This is a genomic window from Cryobacterium sp. AP23 (genome assembly GCF_054075385.1).
Genome location: NZ_CM133415.1, coordinates 536,476 through 552,841, shown reverse-complemented (window position 1 = coordinate 552,841; position 16,366 = coordinate 536,476). Strand labels below are relative to the sequence as shown.

The window sequence follows — 16,366 nt, the reverse complement described above, 5'->3', positions numbered from 1 at the left end:
CTACCAGCGTCAACACAGACAGCGTCAATACAGACAGCGCCCATGAAGGAGAACAATGGCCAGCGATGAGACCAGCGGGAAGGACCTGACCGCTGCCGACTCCTCGAGCGTCGAGCACGGTTCTGCCGCCGCGGGTACCGCCGTCGTCACCCGTGACGCCGTGGCCAACCCCGGCTTCCCGCCCCACCGGCCCAGGGTCACCGACCTCGACCCCCGTGCGGAGAAGCGCGCCGAGCGCACCGTGTACACCCTGTTCTACCTGTCGATCGTCGGCAGCGTGTTCGCGATCGCCGCGTACATGCTCTTCCCGATTGTCCCGGAGGACCCGGGTTCCGTTCGCCTGAACAACCTCTTCATCGGCATCGGCCTGGCGCTGGCGCTACTGGCTCTCGGCATCGGCGCCGTGCACTGGGGCAAGGCGCTCATGCACGACGAAGAGGGCATCGACATCCGCCACCCGGTTCGCGGTAGCGAGGAAACCCGCGCCCGCGCCGTCGAGATCTTCCAGGAGGCGAACACGGAGTCCGGCTTCGGTCGCCGCACCCTGATCCGCAACAGCCTGATCGGCGCGCTCGTCGTCTTCCCGCTGCCGGCCGTCGTCCTTTTCCGCGGCCTCGCGCCGCAGGACCAGGACCCTGTCGCGCTGCTCAAGCAGACCATGTGGGAGAAGGGCACCCGGCTCACCCTGGACCCCTCCGGCACCCCGATCAAGGCATCCGATGTCACCCTGGGCTCCTCGTTCGCTGTCATTCCCGAGGGCCTGACGGACCTCGAGCACGGCAAGCTCGAGGAGAAGGCGAAGTCGGCCGTGATCATGGTCAGGATGAAGCCGGAAGACCTCATTCAGTCCCCGGAACGCGAATCCTGGTCGTACGACGGCATCGTCGCGTACTCCAAGATCTGCACCCACGTCGGGTGTCCGGTCGGCCTGTACGAGCAGCAGACGCACCACCTGCTGTGCCCGTGCCACCAGTCGCAGTTCGACGTGGCCGACCACGCGAAGGTCATCTTCGGACCGGCCAAGCGTCCGCTCCCCCAGCTACCCATTGCGGTGGATGCCGAGGGATACTTGATTGCACAGAGCGATTTCCTTGAACCAGTCGGACCGAGCTTTTGGGAGCGACAGTGAGTACGACAACTGATATGAAACCCGCCGACACGAAGAAGTCCGGCGGCTTGACTGGCGCCGCGGCGAACTACCTCGACGAGCGCACCAGCATTTCCACCGCGGTCAAGGAGCTGGGTCGCAAGATCTTCCCCGACCACTGGTCGTTCCTGCTCGGTGAGGTCGCGCTGTACAGCTTCGTCATCATCCTGCTGTCGGGATCGTTCCTGACGTTCTTCTTCCAGGCGTCGATGGCGGAAGTGCACTACGACGGCTCCTACGTTCCCCTCAAGGGCGTCGAGATGTCGGTCGCGATGGCCTCCTCCCTCGACATCTCCTTCGACGTGCGCGGCGGTCTGCTGATGCGCCAGGTGCACCACTGGGCGGCGCTGCTGTTCGTGGCCTCCATCGGGCTGCACATGCTCCGCATCTACTTCACCGGCGCCTTCCGCAAGCCGCGCGAGCTCAACTGGGTGATCGGCTTCGTGCTCTTCATCCTGGCCATGGCCGAGGGCTTCACCGGCTACTCCCTCCCCGACGACCTGCTCTCCGGTAACGGCCTGCGGATCATCGACGGAATGGTCAAGGGAATCCCCGTCGTCGGTACCTGGATCTCGTTCCTGCTCTTCGGCGGCGAGTTCCCTGGAACCGACATCGTCGGCCGGCTCTACTCCCTGCACATCCTGTTGCTGCCCGCCATCATCGTCGCGCTGATCGCGCTGCACCTGCTCTTCGTGGTCGTGCACAAGCACACCCAGTACCCCGGAGCGGGTCGCACCAACAACAACGTCGTCGGCTATCCGGTCCTGCCGGTCTACGCCGCCAAGGCTGGTGGGTTCTTCTTCATCGTCTTCGGCGTCGTTATGCTGCTTGCCTCGTTCTTCACGATCAACCCGATCTGGAATTACGGGCCCTACGACCCGTCCCCCGTTTCGGCAGGAACCCAGCCCGACTGGTACATCGGCTTCGCCGATGGTGCCCTTCGCCTGATCCCGCCGGGGTTGGAATGGGTGATCTTCGGTCACACCTACTCGTTCAACATCCTCATCCCCCTCGTGGGCCTGGGCCTGTTCATCGGCGTGGTGCTGTCCTACCCGTTCCTCGAGGCTTGGGTCACCGGCGACAAGCGCGAACACCACGTGCTGGACCGTCCGCGCAACGCCCCGACCCGCACCGCCATCGGCGCGGCCGGTGTCACGTTCTACGCCGGCCTCTGGGCGGCGGCATCGTCGGACATCATCGCGACGCACTTCAAGCTCACCATGGAGGGGGTCATCCACACCCTCCAGGCCATTGTCATCCTCGGCCCGTTCATCGCGTACTTCATCACCAAGCGCGTCTGCCTGGCCCTGATGAAGAAGGATCGCGAGATCGTTCTGCACGGTTACGAGTCCGGCCGCATCGTGCGCCTGCCCGGCGGCGAATACATCGAGGTGCACCAGCCCGTCGACGAGTACGAGCGCTGGAAGCTGGTCAGCTACGCCGACTACAAGCCGCTCACCCTGACCCCGAACGCCAAGGGCAAGATTTCGCCCGCGCAGCGGGTACGGGCCGGCCTGTCCCGGTGGTTCTTCGAAGATCGGATCGCTCCGGTCGGCAGCAAGGAACTGGAAGAGAGCCACGGCGATCACCACTGATTCCACGGTGCAGCCGGTTCGGGCACCGCTGCCACTCACGACTCTGTCGGAGTGGCTGCGGTGCCCGAACTGTTTTGCCGACCTGCAACCGGCTGACCCGCTCGTGCTGTCCTGCCCGAACGGTCACCGCTTCGACGTGAACCGGCGAGGGTACGCCTCGCTGATAGCCGGCTCCCGCCGGCTGATCGGCGACTCCCCCGCGATGCTGGATGCCAGGGACATGTTCCTGGAGCGCGGCTGGTACGCCGACCTCCGCACGGCCCTCAGCGACCTCGTAGCGGCCGAATCCGCCCACCGGGTGATAGATATCGGCTGCGGCACCGGCTACTACCTCAGGGGCGTCCTGGCCGCCCTCGCCCGGACACTGCCGGCCGCCGGCGGTCCGGGAGCCGGTGAACTGAGCGCGCTGGCCGTCGACCTCTCCGCCCCCGCCGTCGCTCGCACGGTACGTGCCGCTCTGCAGGCGCCCGGCAGCCACACCGCAGGCCTGGTCGCGGACGTCTGGTCGCCCCTGCCCGTCCGGGACGGCGCCGCCGACGTGCTCATCAACGTCTTCGCACCACGCAACCCGGCCGAATTCCACCGCATCGTGGTGCCGGGCGGCCTCCTGGCCGTGGTGGTGCCGCATCCGACCCACCTGCAGGAACTGCGCGCGGATGGCCTGGCCCTGGACGTGCACGAGAACAAGACGGCGGACCTGACCGCCAGTCTGACGGGCCTGTTCAACCTGGAGCACAGCCGGGATCTTTCCGCCGTGCTCTCCCTCTCCCCCGCCGACGTCACCGCCCTGATCGGGATGGGGCCCTCCGCCCACCATCCGCGCTCTCCGGAGGGACCGGGGTCGGCTGAGGACCCTGCGGCGGCCAGGCCGGTAACCGTCGCCTTCCGCCTCCTGGCCTTCCGCCGCACCGCGTCCTGATCGCGCGGCGCACACGACAAAGCGCCGCCAACCCTGAGGTTGACGGCGCCTGATGTGCGCGGACGTCTAGCGGGCGAACAGGCCCCGGTAGTACTCGTAGACCCAGCCGACCAGGCTGATCACGCCGATGCCGATGCCGATGAACGCGATCCAGAAGCCTGCTGCCAGGCCCAGGAAGAGCAGGGCCGCGCTGGCTGCGAGCATGATCGGCCACCAGCTCCAGGGGCTGTAGAAGCCCATTTCCGGGTCACCGTCGTCGATGTTGGCGTCGAGCCGGTCTTCGGGCAGGTCCCCGCCCTGCGCCTGGAACACCTTGGACAGGTAGAACGCGACGAACGCCACCAGCACACCGCTCAGGGCGATGCCGAAGGTGCCGACCCATTCCACGTGTCCCTGAAGCGGGTCGAGGAGGCCCCAGACGACATAGGCGACCGCGAGCAGTGCGAAGAAGACCGCGAGGATCCAGTAGAGGTTGATATTGGCTTTCATCTACTTGACCTCTTCCGATGCTGCGTCGTACGTCGGAGCGTCGGGCGCGTCCTTGGCCGGACCGATGCCAACGGGCATGCCGGCCTCCGGGTGATTCAGGTCGAACGCGGGACGCTCGGATCGGATCCGCGGGATCGACGTGAAGTTGTGTCGCGGCGGCGGGCAGGATGTGGCCCACTCCAGCGAGGCGCCGTAGCCCCACGGGTCGTTCACGGTGACCTTGGGTGCGTTGCGGGCCGTGATGTACACGTTCAGGAAGAACGGGATCATCGACACGGCGAGGATCATCGAACCGATGGTCGACACCTGGTTCATCCAGGTGAAGCCGTCATCGGGCAGGTAAGAGGCGTACCGGCGGGGCATGCCCACCACGCCGAGCCAGTGCTGCACGAGGAATGTGGTGTGGAAGCCGATGAACAACAGCCAGAAGTGCCACTTGCCCAGGCGCTCGTTGAGCATCTTGCCGGTCCACTTGGGCCACCAGAAGTAGAACCCGCTGAACATGGCGAACACGACGGTACCGAAGACCACGTAGTGGAAGTGCGCCACGACGAAGTAGGTGTCGGAGACGTGGAAGTCCAGCGGCGGCGATGCCAGGATCACGCCGGTCAGGCCACCGAAGGTGAACGTGATCAGGAAGCCGATCGCCCAGAGCATGGGGGTCTCGAACGTGATCGAGCCGCGCCACATCGTGCCGATCCAGTTGAAGATCTTCACACCGGTGGGCACCGCGATGAGCATCGTCATCAAGGAGAAGAACGGCAGCAGCACCGAACCGGTGACGTACATGTGGTGCGCCCACACCGTGACGGAGAGCGCCGCAATGGAGATGGTGGCGTAGATCAGGGTCTTGTAACCGAAGATCGGCTTGCGGCTGAAGACCGGGAAGACCTCGGACACGATGCCGAAGAACGGCAGCGCGATGATGTACACCTCGGGGTGGCCGAAGAACCAGAACAGGTGCTGCCAGAGGATGGCTCCACCGTTGGCCGGGTCGTAGATGTGGGAGAGGAAGATCCGGTCGCTGGCGGCGGCGAGCATGGCGGCGGCGAGGACCGGGAAGGCCATCAGCACGAGCAGCGACGTGACGAGGATGTTCCAGGTGAAGATCGGCATCCGGAACATCGTCATGCCGGGCGCGCGCATGGTGATGACCGTGGTGATGAAGTTCACGCCACCGAGGATGGTGCCGAAGCCGGAGAGTCCGAGCCCCACCATCCAGAGATTACCGCCGATTCCCGGCGAGAACGTGGTGCTCGCCAACGGTTGGTAGGCGAACCAGCCGAACGATGCCGCTCCCTGCGGGGTGAGGAAGCCGCCGACGGCGATCAGGCTGCCGAAGAAGAACAACCAGAACGAGAAGGCGTTCAACCGCGGGAAGGCAACGTCGGGGGCGCCGATCTGCAGCGGCATCAGCGCGTTGGCGAAGCCGAAGAACAGCGGCGTCGCGAACATCAGCAGCATGATCGTGCCGTGCATGGTGAAGAGCTGGTTGTACTGTTCCTTGGTCTGCACGATGTTCAGGCCGGGCTCGAACAGTTGCGCGCGCATCACGAGCGCCATCACGCCGCCGAGGCAGAAGTAGATGAACGAGGTGATCAGGTACATGTACCCGATGACCTTGTGGTCGGTGGAGGTGATCCACCGGACGATGACGTTGCCCTTACGGTCGACGCCGGTGGGGCGCGGGGCCGGGGAAGCGGCAGCGGCGGGTGCGCCCGCCGGAGCTGTTGTGGTGCTCATGTTCAGTTGCCTTCCTCAGCCGAGGGGGCCTCGGTGCCCGGGAGATTCGAGTTGCGGTCGTACTCGTTGGAGACCTGACCGTCGTTGCCGGCGGCCCGGAGGGACTCGACGTACGTCTCGTAGTCGGCCTCTGAGACGACCTCGACGTTGAAGAGCATCAGCGAGTGGTACTCGCCGCAGAGTTCAGCGCACTTTCCGGCGTAGGTGCCGATGCGCTCCGGGATGACCGACATGTAGTTGGTCTTGCCGGGGATCATGTCCTTCTTGTAGAGGAAGTCGATGACCCAGAAGGAGTGGATGACGTCACGAGCTTCGAGGGCGATTTCGATCTTCTTACCGACCGGCAGCACCAGGGTGGGAATCTCGGACTCGACGAGCGCGCCCTTCTCCCCCTCGAGGTCGGGCTGGCCCTGGATGCCCTGGGTGAACACGTCGTCGGTGACGTAGTTGAAGTCCCAGGCCCACTGCTTGCCGATGACCTCGATCTGCACGTCGGGCTCATCGAAGCGGGCCTCGATGGCGTTCTGGTCGCGGGCGGTGAACGCGAAGAAACCCAGCACCAGGATCAGCGGCACGATCGTGTAGAAGATCTCGATGGGCATGTTGTAGCGCAGCTGCACGGGCAGGCCGGTCTGGCCCTTGCGGCGCCGGTACACGACGACGGCCCAGATGGTCAGGCCCCAGGTGATGAGACCGACGATGAGCAGCACGATCCAGGAGGTGGTCCAGAGACCGGCGACCCGCTCGGTGTTGTTCGTTACCGGGGACTCACCCTCCTCGAAGCCGGGCAGGTATCCGTGGAGTTGAGCCTGGGTGCATCCGGCCAGGACGAAGGCGAGAGTTGCTGCGACCGGGATGACGGCCCATCGGAGACGGCGGTTTTTGAGCACCGGTGACCTTTCGGGGAGACGTGAGGGCACTACACAGGAAGTGCGTTTATCATCATTAGCCTACTCCGCGCGGGTCCCTACTCTGTGCACGATCGACGGGCCCGTCGCAATTATCCGCCGGTCGGCAGCCCAGCTAACAGGGTCGAAGGGCCTGTTCCGGGCCGTTTCTGCGCGTCGTGAGACAGCTGAAGGAGACCACCCAACGGATGGTCTCCTTCAGTGAGGTGGGTTGCTCTTAGTGGAAGGAATCTCCACAGGCGCAGCTGCCGCCGGCGTTCGGGTTGTCGATGGTGAAACCCTGCTTCTGAATGGTGTCCTCGAAGTCGATCGAGGCGCCCTCCAGGTACGGAACGCTCATCTTGTCGACGACGACCTCGACACCGTCGTAGTCCCTGACAGCGTCGCCCTCGAGGGTGCGCTCGTCGAAGTACAGCTGGTAGATCAGGCCGGAGCAGCCACCAGGCTGCACGGCGACGCGGAGACGAAGGTCTTCGCGTCCTTCCTGGGTGAGCAAGCTGCGCACCTTCGCGGCGGCGACATCGGTAAGACCGACGCCGTGGGCGGTGGTGCTGGTTTCGATCGTGTCGGTCATGGTACTCCTCGGTATTATCCGGTTTCGCTTCGGTGAGCGTCCCATGCGCGGGGTTCGGCCGGCGAATCTCGTCCTAGTGTAACCGCCGATCCCGTGTGTGCGCTGGAATGTCCGTGCGGGTCGTGGTCAGTGGCCGGTGCGGGCGTTCAGGCGGCCCAGGAGGAAGGCCTCGCTCAGGACGGCCCGCTTGAAAACGCCCAAGTGGAGGGACTCGTTGGGGCTGTGCGCCCGCGAATCCGGGTCTTCCACCCCGGTGACCAGGATCTGCGCCTCCGGGAACTCCCGTACGAGGTCGGCGATGAACGGAATGGAACCGCCCACGCCGATGTCGACGGGTTCAACACCCCACGCCGCCGTCATCGCCTGCCGCGTGTCCGCGACGGCCCAGCCGCTGGTGTCCACCAGGAACGGTTCCCCGGTGTCGAGGTCGTCGATCTCGATCTGCGCGCCGAAGGGGGCGTGCGAGCGCAGGTGCGTCTCGATGAAGGCAGCCGCTTCCTGGGCGGACTGGCCGGGTGCGATGCGCACGCTGATCTGGACGCTGACCGACGGGGTGAGCGTGTTGGAGGCATTCGCGACTGTCGGCGCGTCGATGCCGGTGACGGTCAGGGACGGCTGCGACCAGATCCGGCTCAGGATGGAACCGTGACCGATCGGAGAGACCCCGTCGAGCAGGCCGGTCTCCTGCCGAAGCGCGGATTCCTCGTATGGCGGGGTGGATGCGTCGTGGCTGGTGAGGCCGTCGATGGCGACGGATCCGTCGGCGGCGTACAGGGTACCCAGCAGAAGGATGGTCGCCATCATGGCATCCGGCACCGCCCCGCCGAACATACCGGAGTGGGAGGCGTGAGCCAGGGTGCTCACGGTCAGCCGGAACGTGACGTTGCCGCGCAGTCCGATGGTGATGGCCGGGGTGTCGATGTCCCAGTTGTTGGAGTCGGCCACAACGATCGCGTCGGCGCGGAGCGCGTCCCGGTTCTCGGTGAGGAAGGTGGCGAAGGACCGGCTGCCGAACTCCTCCTCGCCCTCGATGAACAGGGCCAGGCCCAGGTCGATGTCACCGTCCGTGGCCGTGACGAGTCCGCGGAGGGCGGCGACGTGCGCCATCACGCCGGCCTTGTCGTCGGCGGCGCCCCGGCCGTAGAGCCGGTCGCCGCGCAGGGTGGGTTCGAACGGTGGGGACTCCCAGTGGTCATCCTGCCCGGGCGGCTGCACATCGTGGTGGGCGTAGAGCAGCACCGTGGGCCGGCCGTTCTTGGCGGCGCGGGTGGCGAGGACAGCGGGTTGGCCCGGCTCGTCCGTGCCGGGAATGCCGGCCTGGGTCACGACGACGGAGTCGAAGACACCGATATCCCGCACCAGGGCGGCAACGGCGTCGGCGCTCGCGCGCACCTCGGACCGGTCGAACGCCGCCCAGGACACCGACGGGATCCGCACCAGTGCGCACAGGTCGGCCACGGTGCGCGGGAGTTCCTTCTCAACGGCCGAGCGCAGCTCCGCCTCGAGGGGACCGGCCGCATCCGGCTGGCTGTTTACTGAACCTGTCTGCACGGTATCCGTCATGCGAGTAATCTTAAGGCAACCTGACTGCAAGGAACTGATGTGGCTAAGCAACCTGTAACTCCCGGCGCAGAACCGTCGGCCGAGACCGTCGACGAGACGAAGGCCCGGTTGGCCGGCGCTCCGACCGGCAAGGGCCAGCCGACGCCCAGCCGGCGCGTGCAGGAAGCCGCGAACAAGCGCCCGCTCGTGCCGGACGACCGCAAGCTCGCCGCCAAGCAGGCTCGGGCGAAGTCGGCCGAGGCCCGCGAGAAGGCCCGCCTCGGCATGGCCGCCGGTGAAGACAAGTACCTGCCGATGCGCGAGCGTGGACCGCAGAAGCGGTTCGCCCGCGACTACATCGACGCCCGGTTCAACGTCGGCGAATTCATGATCCCGGTGATGTTCCTGGTGATTCTGCTCACGTTCTTCCCCGACCCGAACGTGCAGACCTACGGCATCCTGGCTCTGTGGGCGTTCTTCCTCGTCGCGATCGTCGACTGCGTCATCCTCGGCTTCATCCTCACCAAGAAGATCGAGGCGAAGTTCGGCTCGGACCGGGCCGAGAAGGTCCGCTGGTACGCGGCCATGCGGGCCCTGCAGTTGCGCGTTATGCGCCTGCCGAAGCCGCAGGTCAAGCGCGGCGAATACCCGGCCTGATCCCCCGCACCACACCGAACACCCCCCTGAGCCTGCTCAGGGGGGTGTTTCAGTGTGAGCCGGTCAGCGCCGGTACGCGCCCAGCCGGACGACCGGCACGCGCAGCTCCTCGTCGGTCAGCGACCCGTGCTGGCCGACCATGCTGCGGGCGGACTGGTTGGGTTCGCGGGAATCGTAGTAGGCGACGAGCTTCCGTGCCGCCACGATGACGTCGCCGATCCGGTCGAGGGCGTCGGGCCGCACGGCCCCGAACAGGCCCTCGGCAACGGCCTGGGCCCGGGTGAAGATCCACGCCCGCTCCCCCTCCACCGTTCGCCAGGCGTCGGCCAGGGCGTCGGCATCCACACCGGGTTCGGTGTAGAGCTGCAGGCACCGCGGGTCGCCGCCGATGTGGCGCACTCCCCGGACGAGTTCCGGAACGGTGTCGAAGAGCACCTGCTTGGCGGCGGGCACGTCGACGACGCCGTGGTCAGCGGTCAGGATCATGCCCTCGTCCTTGCGCAGGGTGCCGGCGAACGCGGCCGCCTCGGAGTCCAGGCTCTCCAGCTGTGCGAGCCAGCGATCCGACTCCCAGCCATGCGCATGCGCGTTGATGTCGAGTTCCGGCACGTACAGGTAGATGAGCGCACGGGGTTCGGCGTCGAAGATCTCCCTGGCGGCGGCGAAACGGGCCGCGATCGTTTCCGCCGGCACGTAGGCGGCGCCGCGCAGCACGGCCTGGCTGAAGCCGGACGCCGTGAACCGCTTGGGTCCCACCGCGAAGCTGGGAATGCCGGCTTCGGCAGCGCGGTCGAACACCGTCGGCTGGTTCTGCCAGTTCGACGGTTCCATCCGGTCGTCCCAGCCGGTGAGCTGGTTGACGACCCGGTCGTTCGCCGCGTCGAAGACCTTGTATCCGACCAGCCCGTGGGTCCCTGGCGCTGTGCCGGTGGTGAGGGACGCGATGCCGGCGGCCGTTGTCGCGGGGAAGACCCCGTCGACGACGTCGGACTTGCCCAGGTGGCCGGTGAGGAACCGGGCGTGCCCGGCGCGCGCCCGCAGGCTGCTGATGCCCAGGCCATCCGCCAGCACCACGACCGCCTTGGCCGCCGGTGGCAGGCCGAGGGGATTGGCTCCGGCCTGCAGCGACGCCAGCGAACTTGTCAGGACGTCGGCAAGGCGAACGGCGCTGAAGGGCCGGACCGGTAACATAGGGGGCATCTGGCCCAGTCTGACATAGACCGGGCCGCACAGTACGTAGCGTACGTTTCGTGCGCATCAGCCTGGTGCAACCGGCCGTGCCGGCCCCGTGCCACCTCAGCAGAATCTACGAATGAGCCGCTCAGACAAAACCGTGCCCGCCGCATCCACCGAGCGCATCGAAGACGTCGATGTCTCCACGGAGATGCAGGGATCGTTCCTCGAATACGCCTATTCGGTGATCTATTCGCGCGCACTGCCGGACGCCAGGGACGGCCTCAAGCCGGTGCAGCGCCGCATCCTGTACCAGATGAGCGAAATGGGGCTGCGGCCGGACCGCGGCCACGTCAAGTCGGCGCGAGTGGTCGGCGAGGTGATGGGCAAGCTGCACCCGCACGGTGACACGGCCATCTACGACGCCATGGTGCGGATGGCGCAGGCGTTCACCCTGCGCGTGCCGCTCATCGACGGGCACGGCAACTTCGGTTCCCTCGACGACGGGCCCGCCGCGCCCCGGTACACCGAGGCCCGCCTCGCGGCCCCCGCCCTGTCGATGACCGAGCACCTCGACGAAGACGTCGTGGACTTCGTGCCCAACTACGACAACCAGCTCACCCAGCCGGACGTGCTGCCGGCCGCGTACCCGAACCTGCTCGTCAACGGTGCCAGCGGCATCGCCGTCGGCATGGCCACGAATATGGCCCCGCACAACCTGGTCGAGGTCGTCGGCGCGGCCAGGCACCTCCTCGCCCATCCCCGCGCCACCCTGGACGAGCTGATGGAGTTCGTGCCCGGGCCCGACCTGCCCACCGGTGGCACCATCGTGGGACTGGCCGGCATCAAGGACGCCTACCTGACCGGCCGGGGCAGCTTCAAGACCCGCGCCAAGGTGTCGGTGGAAGCGATCACCGCCCGCAAGTCCGGCCTGGTCGTCACCGAGTTGCCCTACCTCGTCGGCCCCGAACGCGTGATCGAGAAGATCAAGGACGGCGTCAACTCCAAGAAGCTCAGCGGCATCTCCGACGTCACCGACCTCACCGACCGCACCAAGGGCCTGCGCCTGGTGATCGGCATCAAGACCGGCTTCAGCCCCGAAGCCGTGCTCGAACAGCTCTACCGGGTCACCCCGCTCGAGGACTCTTTCAACATCAACGCCGTGGCCCTGGTGAACGGCGGCCCGCAGACGCTCGGGCTGGTGGAACTCCTGCAGGTGTACGTCAACCACCGGGTGGATGTCGTTACCCGGCGCTCCGCCTACCGGCTCGCCCGCCGCCGCGAACGGCTGCACCTGGTTGAGGGGTTGCTCATCGCGATCCTCGACATCGACGAGGTCATCCAGGTGATCCGCGCCAGCGACGACACCGAACAGGCCCGCGTTCGCCTGATCGACGTGTTCGACCTTAGCCAGATCCAGGCCGAATACATCCTCGAGCTGCGGTTGCGCCGGCTCACCAAGTTCTCCCGGATCGAGCTGGAGGCCGAGCGGGACCAGCTGCTCGCCGAGATCCGCGAGCTCGAGGCCCTGCTCGCCAGCAAGCAGGCCATCCGCACCCTCGTCTCGGACGAGCTCGCCACCGTGTCGGACCGTTTCGGTACCCCGCGCCGCACCCTGCTCACCGAGGCTCGGCCGAGCATCGCCGGCGCCGCCGCGAAGCGCAGCGCCGCCGTTCTCGAGGTCAGCGATACTCCCACCCGGGTGTACCTGAGCACGACGGGCCGCATCGCCAGGGTCGACCTGCCGCAGACGGGCGACGACCAGGCCGAACGTATCCTGCCCGCGCATCGCCGCAGCAAGCACGACGCCGTGCTGAGCGCGCTAGACACCTCCAGCCGTACCGAGATCGGTGCGGTCACGAACCGCGGCCGGCTCATCCGCTTCTCCCCCGTCGACCTGCCGGTGATGCCGCCGACGTCGATCCAGCTCGCCGCCGGCGTGCGCGTGCGCGACTACCTGTCCCTCGGAAGCGGCGGCGAAGTGGTCCTCGCCCTCGTGTCACTCGCCAGCGACCGGGCGATCGTGCTCGGCACCAAGCAGGGCATCGTCAAACGCCTCACCCCCAACGACTGGGCCAACAAGCCTGACTTCGAGATCATCGCGCTCAAGCCCGGTGACGAGGTCATCGGTGCGGTGCAGGGTGCGGAGGACGACGAACTTGTGTTCGTCACTTCGGATGCCCAGCTGCTGCGGTTCCCGGCCGCAGTCGTGCGCCCGCAGGGCCGCACCGCCGGCGGTATGGCCGGGATCAAGCTGAGCCCGGAGGCCCGGGTGGTCTTCTTCACCAGCCTCGCCGCCGCCGACGCCGAGGACGCCGTCGTCGCGACGATCGCCGCGAGCAGCCAGACTCTGCCGGGAACCGATCCGGGCAGCGCGAAGGTGTCAGCCTTCACCGAGTACCCGGCCAAGGGCCGCGCCACCGGAGGTGTGCGCTCGCACCGGTTCCTCAAGGGTGAGGACACTCTCGCCCTCGCCTGGGTCGGTGGCGCACCGGCTCGCGCGCTCGGCGCCGAAGGCTCGCCGCGGGTGCTGCCGGAGGCCGGTGCACGCCGGGATGCTTCCGGCACCATGCTCGACGCCGTCATCGGCTCGATCGGCTCCGGCATCGGCGTCGGCCTGGGCTGACCCGCTCCAACTGTTCCCCATGCGGACAATTGCGCCCGGCACACCGGGACCATTTGTCCGGAATGGGAACAGTAAGGGCGCAGTCAGCGGTCGGCGGTCGGCGGTTGCCGGCGGCGCAGTAGGGTGAGGCATGGCTGAACTGCGCGGTTCCACGATCCTCGTCGTCGGCGCGACCGGCGGACTCGGCCGGGAAATCGCGCGGCTCCTCGCTGCTGCCGGCGCGACCCTGGTGCTCAGCGCCCGGGACCCCGATCAGCTCGTTGCCCTCGGGCTGCCCGGCACCTTTGTCGCCGCCGACCTCACCGACCCCGCCGCGATCCGCGGCCTTGTCGATGCGGCCGTGGCGGTCACCGGCCAGCTGGACGGCGTCGTGGTGGCTGCCGGGGTTGTCGCCTTCGGACCGGCCGAGACCCTGAGCCCCGATGTCGTCGACGAGCTCTTCACGGTCAACAGCACGGCGCCCATCCTGTTGTTCCAGGCGGCCCACGCCGCGCTTGTGGAATCGGCGTCCGCCGGTCGGTCGCCGTTCCTGCTCACCCTCAGCGGAGTCGTGAGCGAGAGCCCCACCGCCAACCTCGCGGCATACTCCGCGTCGAAGGCGGCCGTGGCGGCATTCGTCGCCGCGGCCGGCCGCGAAGTGCGCCGGGCCGGCATCCGCGTCATCGACGCGAGACCCGGGCACACCGAAACAGCACTGTCCACCCATCCGGTGGCCGGCACGGCGCCACGCTTCCCCGCGGGCCTCGACCCCGTCGCGGTGGCCGAACGCATCGTGCGCGCGATCGTAGACGGGGAACGCGACCTACCCAGCACGGCCTTCACCCCGGCGGCTCCGGCCTAGCCCCACAACTGGTCCCCGTGCGGACAAATGCACCCGGTGTGCCGGGTGCACTTGTCCGGAACGGGAACCGTTAAACGTCGATGCGGTCGCGGCTGAGCTTGTCGGAGCTGTCGATGATGAATTCCTTGCGCGGGGCGACGTCATTGCCCATCAGCAGTTCGAAGACCTTGCCCGCCATCTCGGCGTCCGCCACCCGCACCCGGCGCAGGGTGCGGTGGGAGCGTTCCATGGTCGTGGTCGCGAGCTGGTCCGCGTCCATCTCACCCAGCCCCTTGTACCGCTGGATCGGGTCCTGGTACTTCTTGCCGCTCCGTTTGAGCGCCGTGAGCACCCCCTGGAGCTCGGCTTCCGAGTAGGTGTAGATGGTCTCGTTGGGCTTGCTGCCGGGGTTCATCACGACCACCCGGTGCAGGGGCGGAACGGCAGCGAAGATGCGGCCGGCTTCGATCATGGGCCGCATGTAGCGGAAGAACAGGGTCAGCAGCAGGGTACGGATGTGCGCGCCGTCGACGTCGGCGTCACTCATGATGATGACCTTGCCATAGCGGGCCGCGGAGAGGTCGAAGCTGCGGCCTGAGCCGGCCCCGATCACCTGGATGATCGACGCGCACTCGGCGTTGGAGAGCATGTCGGACACCGACGCCTTCTGCACGTTCAGGATCTTGCCCCGGATCGGCAGCAACGCCTGGTGCTCGCTGTCGCGGGCCAGCTTGGCCGTGCCCAGCGCGGAGTCGCCCTCGACGATGAACAGCTCGCTCAGTTCGACATCGTTGCTGCGGCAGTCCACCAGCTTCGCCGGCAGCGACGAGCTCTCCAGGGCGTTCTTGCGCCGCTGGGTCTCCTTGTGGGCGCGCGCGGAGATCCGCGACTTCATCTCAGCGACGATCTTGTCGAGCACGACAGCCGATTGGGTCTTGTCGTCGCGTTTGGGCGACGTGAACCGCTCGGTCATGGTCTTGTTGATCACGGCGGCCACGATCGCCCGCACCGCCGGGGTGCCGAGCACCTCCTTGGTCTGGCCCTCGAACTGCGGCTCGGGCAGGCGCACGGTGAGCACGGCGGTGAGCCCGGCGAGGATGTCGTCCTTCTCGAGTTTGTCGGAGCCGACCTTCAGACGGCGGGCGTTCTGCTCGACCTGGCCGCGCAGGAATTTGAGCAGTCCAGCGTCGAAGCCCGCCTGGTGCGTGCCGCCCTTCGGGGTGGCGATGATGTTGACGAAGCTCTTGATGACGGTGTCGTAGCCGGTCCCCCAGCGCAGCGCGATGTCCACCTGGCAGTCGCGCAGGAGTTCGGTGGGGATCATGGCGCCGGAATCGGTGAGCACCGGGACGGTCTCGGTGAAGCTGCCGGAGCCGCTCAACCGCCAGGTGTCGGTGATCGGGGTGTCGACGGCGAGGTGGTCGACGAACTCCGAGATCCCGCCGGCGAAGGAGAACGACTCGGCGACGGGTTCGGCACCGCGACGGTCGTCCACGTTGATCGTGAGGCCCGGGATCAGGAAGGCGGTCTGGCGGGCCCGCCCCATCAGGTCTTCGGTCTGGAACGCCGCGCCCTTGGTGAAGATCTGACGGTCGGCCCAGTAGCGGATCCGGGTGCCGGTGACGCCCTTCCGCACCTTGCCGACGACGCGCAGCTCGCTCTTGTTCTCGAACGGCGTGAACGGGGCGTCCGGGCTCTTCTCGCCGGTGTCCGCGAAGATGCCGGGCTCGCCGCGGTGGAAGGACATCGCCCAGGTCTTGCCGTCCCGGTCGACCTCGACGTCGAGGCGCTCGGACAGTGCGTTCACGACGGACGCGCCGACACCGTGCAGGCCGCCCGACGCGGCATACGAACCGCTGCCGAACTTGCCACCGGCGTGCAGCTTGGTGAAGACCACCTCGACGCCGGACAGTCCGGTCTTCGGTTCGATGTCGACGGGGATGCCGCGGGCGGTGTCGCTGACCTCGACGCTCTCGTCGGCGTGCAGCACGATCCCGATCGCGGAACCGTGGCCGCTGAGGGCCTCGTCGACCGAGTTGTCGATGATTTCCCACAGGCAGTGCATCAGTCCGCGGGAGTCGGTGGAGCCGATATACATGCCGGGGCGTTTGCGCACCGCGTCCAGGCCCTCGAGGACCGAGAGGTGGCGGGCGGAATAGTCAGAACTCACAAC

13 protein-coding genes are annotated in these 16,366 nt (G+C 67.2%); 6 read left to right on the top strand and 7 right to left on the bottom strand.

Annotated features, from left to right (window positions below; genetic code table 11):
* Positions 1 to 55 precede the first annotated feature (55 nt).
* The 3 genes from qcrA (at position 56) to ACU5E9_RS02585 (ending at position 3,661) form a co-directional block, all read left to right on the top strand.
* A complete protein-coding gene (gene qcrA, locus ACU5E9_RS02595; RefSeq protein WP_456812089.1) occupies positions 56 to 1,129 on the top strand; it encodes a cytochrome bc1 complex Rieske iron-sulfur subunit in 1,074 nt (357 codons plus the stop codon).
* Between the two features lie 14 nt (positions 1,130 to 1,143).
* A complete protein-coding gene (qcrB, locus tag ACU5E9_RS02590; RefSeq protein WP_456813484.1) occupies positions 1,144 to 2,742 on the top strand; it encodes a cytochrome bc1 complex cytochrome b subunit in 1,599 nt (532 codons plus the stop codon).
* A 136-nt stretch (positions 2,743 to 2,878) separates the two neighbouring features.
* A complete protein-coding gene (locus ACU5E9_RS02585; RefSeq protein ID WP_456812088.1) occupies positions 2,879 to 3,661 on the top strand; it encodes a methyltransferase domain-containing protein in 783 nt (260 codons plus the stop codon).
* Positions 3,662 to 3,727: 66 nt separating this feature from the next.
* On the opposite strand, the gene ctaF is transcribed toward ACU5E9_RS02585, so the two are convergent.
* The 5 genes from ctaF to ACU5E9_RS02560 form a co-directional block, all read right to left on the bottom strand.
* Positions 3,728 to 4,150, bottom strand: coding sequence for an aa3-type cytochrome oxidase subunit IV (gene ctaF / locus ACU5E9_RS02580; protein WP_456812087.1), 423 nt, complete (start codon positions 4,148 to 4,150; stop codon positions 3,728 to 3,730).
* Positions 4,151 to 5,893 (bottom strand): aa3-type cytochrome oxidase subunit I, encoded by a 1,743-nt coding sequence (ctaD, locus tag ACU5E9_RS02575; protein ID WP_456812086.1) that lies wholly within the window; start codon positions 5,891 to 5,893, stop codon positions 4,151 to 4,153. It abuts the gene before it with no gap.
* Positions 5,894 to 5,895: 2 nt separating this feature from the next.
* Positions 5,896 to 6,783, bottom strand: coding sequence for an aa3-type cytochrome oxidase subunit II (gene ctaC / locus ACU5E9_RS02570; RefSeq protein ID WP_456812085.1), 888 nt, complete (start codon positions 6,781 to 6,783; stop codon positions 5,896 to 5,898).
* 235 nt (positions 6,784 to 7,018) lie between these two features.
* The gene (locus tag ACU5E9_RS02565; RefSeq protein WP_456812084.1) at positions 7,019 to 7,375 is read right to left on the bottom strand and encodes a HesB/IscA family protein; all 357 of its coding nucleotides are present in this window, start codon (positions 7,373 to 7,375) and stop codon (positions 7,019 to 7,021) included.
* A 126-nt stretch (positions 7,376 to 7,501) separates the two neighbouring features.
* On the bottom strand, positions 7,502 to 8,938 hold the full coding sequence (locus ACU5E9_RS02560; protein ID WP_456812083.1) for a M20/M25/M40 family metallo-hydrolase: 1,437 nt from the start codon (positions 8,936 to 8,938) through the stop codon (positions 7,502 to 7,504).
* Positions 8,939 to 8,977: 39 nt separating this feature from the next.
* Between ACU5E9_RS02560 and ACU5E9_RS02555 the strand changes: the two genes are divergently transcribed.
* The gene (locus ACU5E9_RS02555) at positions 8,978 to 9,574 is read left to right on the top strand and encodes a DUF3043 domain-containing protein (RefSeq protein ID WP_456812082.1); all 597 of its coding nucleotides are present in this window, start codon (positions 8,978 to 8,980) and stop codon (positions 9,572 to 9,574) included.
* 63 nt (positions 9,575 to 9,637) lie between these two features.
* On the opposite strand, the gene ACU5E9_RS02550 is transcribed toward ACU5E9_RS02555, so the two are convergent.
* On the bottom strand, positions 9,638 to 10,774 hold the full coding sequence (locus ACU5E9_RS02550) for an alkaline phosphatase family protein (RefSeq protein ID WP_456812081.1): 1,137 nt from the start codon (positions 10,772 to 10,774) through the stop codon (positions 9,638 to 9,640).
* Positions 10,775 to 10,886: 112 nt separating this feature from the next.
* On the opposite strand from ACU5E9_RS02550, the gene ACU5E9_RS02545 reads away from it, so the two are divergent.
* Together ACU5E9_RS02545 and ACU5E9_RS02540 are read left to right on the top strand one after the other, a co-directional pair.
* Positions 10,887 to 13,373, top strand: a complete 2,487-nt coding sequence (locus tag ACU5E9_RS02545; RefSeq protein WP_456812080.1) for a DNA gyrase/topoisomerase IV subunit A — start codon at positions 10,887 to 10,889, stop codon at positions 13,371 to 13,373.
* A gap of 130 nt (positions 13,374 to 13,503) precedes the next feature.
* A complete protein-coding gene (locus tag ACU5E9_RS02540; RefSeq protein WP_456812079.1) occupies positions 13,504 to 14,214 on the top strand; it encodes an SDR family NAD(P)-dependent oxidoreductase in 711 nt (236 codons plus the stop codon).
* Positions 14,215 to 14,284: 70 nt separating this feature from the next.
* On the opposite strand, the gene ACU5E9_RS02535 is transcribed toward ACU5E9_RS02540, so the two are convergent.
* Positions 14,285 to 16,363: a DNA gyrase/topoisomerase IV subunit B gene (locus ACU5E9_RS02535; protein ID WP_456812078.1), complete on the bottom strand. Its 2,079-nt coding sequence runs from the start codon at positions 16,361 to 16,363 to the stop codon at positions 14,285 to 14,287.
* Between the last annotated feature and the right edge of the window lie 3 nt (positions 16,364 to 16,366).

What these genes read in the sequence shown, in the direction of transcription:
- qcrA (WP_456812089.1), top strand. Translation starts at nt 56, where the DNA reads ATGGCCAGCGATGAGACCAGCGGGAAGGACCTGACCGCTGCCGACTCC.
- qcrB (WP_456813484.1), top strand. Translation starts at nt 1,144, where the DNA reads ATGAAACCCGCCGACACGAAGAAGTCCGGCGGCTTGACTGGCGCCGCG.
- ctaF (WP_456812087.1), bottom strand. Translation starts at nt 4,150, where the DNA reads ATGAAAGCCAATATCAACCTCTACTGGATCCTCGCGGTCTTCTTCGCA.
- ctaD (WP_456812086.1), bottom strand. Translation starts at nt 5,893, where the DNA reads ATGAGCACCACAACAGCTCCGGCGGGCGCACCCGCCGCTGCCGCTTCC.
- ACU5E9_RS02565 (WP_456812084.1), bottom strand. Translation starts at nt 7,375, where the DNA reads ATGACCGACACGATCGAAACCAGCACCACCGCCCACGGCGTCGGTCTT.
- ACU5E9_RS02560 (WP_456812083.1), bottom strand. Translation starts at nt 8,938, where the DNA reads ATGACGGATACCGTGCAGACAGGTTCAGTAAACAGCCAGCCGGATGCG.
- ACU5E9_RS02550 (WP_456812081.1), bottom strand. Translation starts at nt 10,774, where the DNA reads ATGCCCCCTATGTTACCGGTCCGGCCCTTCAGCGCCGTTCGCCTTGCC.
- ACU5E9_RS02545 (WP_456812080.1), top strand. Translation starts at nt 10,887, where the DNA reads ATGAGCCGCTCAGACAAAACCGTGCCCGCCGCATCCACCGAGCGCATC.
- ACU5E9_RS02540 (WP_456812079.1), top strand. Translation starts at nt 13,504, where the DNA reads ATGGCTGAACTGCGCGGTTCCACGATCCTCGTCGTCGGCGCGACCGGC.